Raw genomic sequence first — 1,405 nt, 5'->3', positions numbered from 1 at the left:
GATCGTTTCCTACGACGATGGCTTGAGTGAAGTGATTCGCAGGCGCGCAGGCGAGCCGCTGCCGCCGTCACGAGTGATCAGCGAGGGTGGGCGCGACATGGTGATGTGGGAATGGATTGGGGTATGAGCATGCCGTAGTGCCACCGAACGATGCGCTATTTCGAGGCGTGCGTGCGCTTCACGGGGCAACCGGTCTGGCAGATGCGTTCTGCGGACAATGTGATGGGATATGGCGCGAATAAGCGTCTCTCCATGCAGAGCGACGCCGCACCGAACGCGCTGGTGCAACCGTACTACCTTGAATATGTCCGGCGGCACTTCTGCACGTTGACGCACAGGAAATGGAGGATCGGCTATGCGCCGGAATAAATCGGCATGCAGGGCGCGCAGTCTACCCGCGCGTTTCGCGGTCGCGGTGTTTATGTTCCTTGGAGTAGTGACGATGTCGAATGTTCGGGTTAATGCAGCGGACAACGAGCTCAATGTTGGTGGCACTGGTGAGGGTTTTGGCGTCTACGGACTGGGTGGCATGAACTACGGCATGAATACCGTAAGCGCGTGGCTCTCGGGGAAACTTCGCATCGGACGGTTCGATACGAGCGAGGATATGAATCTGCATGGCGTGGGTATCTTCGACGCCAGGCTTTCGCCTGACGATCTCAAGCTAGCGCACGACATTCACCGCCAGCTTTGCGAAGCGGTTGAAGCAGGACCCAGGGACGAGCTACCTAGAATCGACCCCCCTCGTCTGTATGACGTTGACTGCCTACGGCAAGGTAAGCACGTGCACTACCAGGGTCCCATATATCAATTGCCGAGTGCACTGGCCGACACGCTAGTGGACTTTTTTTGGCGGACAAGGAGTGCTTATCTGCGGGAGAGCCGTACCGTAGTCCGGCTTGATGCCGAGGTAGTGAATGTCGAGAGGTTGAGGAGCAAATTCCTCGTGTCGATCCGACTCATCAATAGCGGGTACTACCCGATCATGATGGATACCCCGGATAAATGGTCGACCGTGATGGGCTACCAACTGGATTTCGGCGGAGGAAAAGTTGATGACAAGGCAGCGGTCTGGGGTGCCAGCCTGGCGGGCTTGCCGCTGGTCAATCAATCGGAGTTTCCGGATGGCAAGGTCGTGGTTCCGGCCAGGGGCAGCGTGGTCTTCAAATTCCTGACGCTGCCGGATGAGAAATTCACGCGCGGCACTTATATGTTCAACGTCGTGGTGAACGCCTCCGTTCATGCTCCCGACGTATCGCCAAGCATGGGACGTGTGAATTTCCATTCCGATACTGGCAAGCGGATTCCAATCACCTTCGACCGTGACTGGCCCTCGACATCGGAGGAGCTGGAGGAATACGAGGCACGCCAACGCGAACAGATGTCGTTGCAGCCGGTCTATCCG

2 protein-coding genes are annotated in these 1,405 nt (G+C 57.4%); both read left to right on the top strand.

Features of this window, described 5'->3' with window-relative positions; translation table 11 throughout:
• The first annotated feature begins 150 nt into the window (after positions 1 to 150).
• Positions 151 to 369: a hypothetical protein gene (locus tag DWU98_RS21495; protein WP_115497622.1), complete on the top strand. Its 219-nt coding sequence runs from the start codon at positions 151 to 153 to the stop codon at positions 367 to 369.
• Positions 370 to 442: 73 nt separating this feature from the next.
• The coding region (locus DWU98_RS21490) for a hypothetical protein (RefSeq protein WP_230474991.1) at positions 443 to 1,405 on the top strand (963 nt) is incomplete at its 3' end.

Source organism: Dyella monticola (genome assembly GCF_003363155.1).
GTDB lineage: Bacteria > Pseudomonadota > Gammaproteobacteria > Xanthomonadales > Rhodanobacteraceae > Dyella_B > Dyella_B monticola.
This window is presented reverse-complemented; position numbering and strand designations above follow the sequence as displayed.